Origin of the sequence: Acidiphilium rubrum, from assembly GCF_900156265.1 — a bacterium.
GTDB classification, from domain to species: Bacteria; Pseudomonadota; Alphaproteobacteria; order Acetobacterales; family Acetobacteraceae; genus Acidiphilium; species Acidiphilium rubrum.
In genome coordinates, this window is the sequence record NZ_FTNE01000066.1 from 1 (window position 1) to 2976 (window position 2976).

Consider the following 2976-nt stretch of genomic DNA (forward strand, 5'->3'; position numbering starts at 1 on the left):
GGCCTGTGCGGCTGAGCGGAACAGAAAACCGGCATAAGGCGACCTACGGCTCGATGATGCGGTAGATCGTCGCGGGGTGAACGTCGAAGGTCCTGGCAACGGTACTGATCGACTTCCCGTCGCGGACGAGTTCCCTGGCCAATTGTTGCTGATCGGGGCGCATTTTCTTCGGCCGGCCGAAGGCGACGCCGCGCGCCTTGGCGGCTATCCTGCCGTCGTTCGTGCGGCTGATAATGAGGGTGCGCTCGAACTCGGCAATGCCTCCGAAGACCGTCATGACCATACGGCCTGAAGGGCTTGTCGTATCGGCCCAAGGTTCATCAAGCGACTGCAAACCGGCGCCTTTTTCGGTAAGGCGCTCGGCTATCCGCAAGAGGTCGGAGGTCGAGCGGGCTAGGCGGTCGAGGCGAGTCACCACCAGGATGTCATCCTTGCGCAGGTGCTCGATCAGCTTCTCGAGCTGCGGGCGGTTGCGCGTGGCGCCGGAGATTTTTTCCTCGAACAGCTTGTCGCACCCGGCTGTGGAGAGGCGCTGGGACTGGCCGTCGAGGCTTTGATCCCCGGTCGAGACCCTGGCATACCCCAGCTTCATGTGCGTGCCTCTCAGTGTTGCAAAACATATTGCAATTATAATGACTTTCGCATAGGTGTTTTGCAAGGAAAATATCCTATGTTTTCCGTGTCTCGTTGCTCCTTCGCAAAAGTCTAAAGTTCCGCACGATATGCCCACCCGCCACCTGTCCGACGAGCAGCGGCAACGCTATGCCAATTTTGCCGCCGCTCCCTCGCCGGATCAGCTGGCGCGGTACTTTCATTTGGACCGAAGCGACCGGGAGATCACCGACGGGCTGCGCGGCGACCACAACCGCCTCGGCTTTGCGCTCATGCTGGGATCGGCACGATGCATCGGCGTCTTTCCTGGCGCCGATGTTGAAATCCCCGGTCCTGTCACGGCTTTCCTGGTCGATCAGCTCGGCTTGAAGAAAGCCCCCGGCCTCGATGGCTATTTTGACCTTAAGAACGGTCAGCGCTTCCGCCATCTCGCCCTGATCCGCGAGCGTTACGGCTTCACGGAATTCGCAGACAACGGCCCGGCCCGGTTTCGCCTGACCCGCTGGCTTTATGCGTTGTGCTGGAGCGGCGACGACCACCCAGGCCCTCTGGTCGAGCGCGCCGCGTCGTGGCTTGTCGTCAACAAGGTGCTGCTACCGGGCGTCAGCGTCCTTGAACGCTTTGTGGGCCGCATCCGAGACCGCGCACAAAAGCGTCTTTGGAAACGGCTTGTCGCGGCTCTCGACGACAAACAGCGCGAGCGCATTGCAAAGCTGTTCGATGGGAGCAACGAAAGCGGCTTTGCCGCGTTGGACGCCCTGCGAACCGTGCCGACCCAGCGGTCCTCCGGCGAATTCCTGCACCACCTCGATCGGCTCGAAGCCATTCGTGCATTCGATCTGCGGCCAGCGCCGCCAAGGGGCATTCCGGCCGCGAGCCTTGAGCGGCTGGCGCGGGTTGCACGGGCCGGAAAGCCGTCCGCGATCGCCGCCCTTCAGGAACCGCGTCGGACGGCAACCGTGGCGGCGCTGTTCCATACGCTCGAAGGGGCAGCGCAGGATAACGCCGCCGAACTGGCCGAGGCGCTGATCACCGATCTCGTCAAGGATGCCGAAGCCGCCGACAAAAAGGCCAGGCTGAGAAGCCTGCGCGATCTCGATGATGCCGCCATTCTGCTGCGGGACATGGCCAAGCTGGTCTTTGAAGAGAACGTCCTGCCGCTGGATCAATGGCGCGACGCCCTGTTCGAGCGGCTTCCCCGCGACGATCTCGTGGCCGCGATGGCCGAGGTCGATGCGATTGCCAGGCCTCGTGACGCCAAGCCTTATGCGGAGCTTCTTGCCCGCTGGCGCAGGGCACGCCGCCTGTTCTTCAACGTCGCCACCAGGCTGGAAATGGATGCCGCGCCCGGCGGCAAGGCCGTGCAGGAGGCAATCCGCTACCTCGCGAAAATTGCAGACTGGTCCAATGCGAAGATGCGTGATGCGCCGACAGCGGCGGTCCCGAAAACCTGGCAGCCGCATGTGCTGGACGCGGAAGGCCGTGTGGCAGATCCCAAAGCCTATGTGTTCGCCATCATCGACGCATGGCGGGCCGCCGTGAAGCGCCGCGATATTTTCACCAGTCCGGGCACCCGATACGGCGATCCCAGACGCGGAATGCTGGACGGCGCGACATGGCAGGCGTCCAAGTTGGTGGTTTGCCGGGCGCTCAACCGCTCGCTGGACGCCGAGACCGAGATCGCAGCCTTGGCGAAGCTGCTCGATGGTGCCTACCTCACCGTCGCCGATCGGGCGGCGAGCAACCCCGATCTGCGCTTCGAGACCATAGACGGCAAAACCCGCATTGTCGTCACGCCGCTCGACCGGCTGGAGGATACGGAAGGCCTGCGCGCCCTGCGACCGGCCGTTCAGGGGCGTATGCCGAAAGCCGGTATGCCAGATCTGTTCCTGGAAATCATGCAACGTACCGGCTTTGCCAGGACCTTCACCCACCTCAGCGAGCGGCAGGCCAGGGTAGAGCATTTCGAGACCAGCCTGTGCGCCGCCCTGGTCGCCGAAGCCTGCAATATCGGCATCGAGGCGGTCAGTCGGCAGGAGGTTCCCGCGCTCCGGCGAGAGCGCCTGGCCTGGGTTAGTCAGAACTTTATCCGACCGGAAACCATCGCTGCCGCCAGTGCGCGGATCGTGTCCGCCCATACGGCGCTGCCGCTCGTCAAAATCTGGGGTGCCGGCGATGTCGCCTCAGCGGACGGAATGCGCTTCACCGCCCCGTCGAGCGCCATCCATGCTGGGCCGAACCCAAAATATTTCGGCCAGTCCCGCGGCGTGACCTGGTACAATCTGCTGTCCAACCAGTTCAGCGGCCTGAACGGCATCGTCGTTCCCGGCACCTTGCGCGACAGCCTGATGCTGCTCGCCCTTC

At 63.4% G+C, this 2976-nt stretch carries 2 protein-coding genes; one reads left to right on the top strand and one right to left on the bottom strand.

Annotation, left to right across the window (positions count from 1 at the left end):
- Positions 1 to 43: 43 nt before the first annotated feature.
- Positions 44 to 592: a recombinase family protein gene (locus tag BW994_RS18655; protein ID WP_029314352.1), complete on the bottom strand. Its 549-nt coding sequence runs from the start codon at positions 590 to 592 to the stop codon at positions 44 to 46.
- A gap of 130 nt (positions 593 to 722) precedes the next feature.
- On the opposite strand from BW994_RS18655, the gene BW994_RS18660 reads away from it, so the two are divergent.
- Positions 723 to 2976: Tn3 family transposase (locus BW994_RS18660; protein WP_029314354.1), on the top strand; the 2254-nt coding region annotated here is incomplete at its 3' end.

Excerpts from the sequence above, each read along its gene's own strand:
- BW994_RS18655 (WP_029314352.1), bottom strand. The coding sequence starts at position 592 with ATGAAGCTGGGGTATGCCAGGGTCTCGACCGGGGATCAAAGCCTCGAC.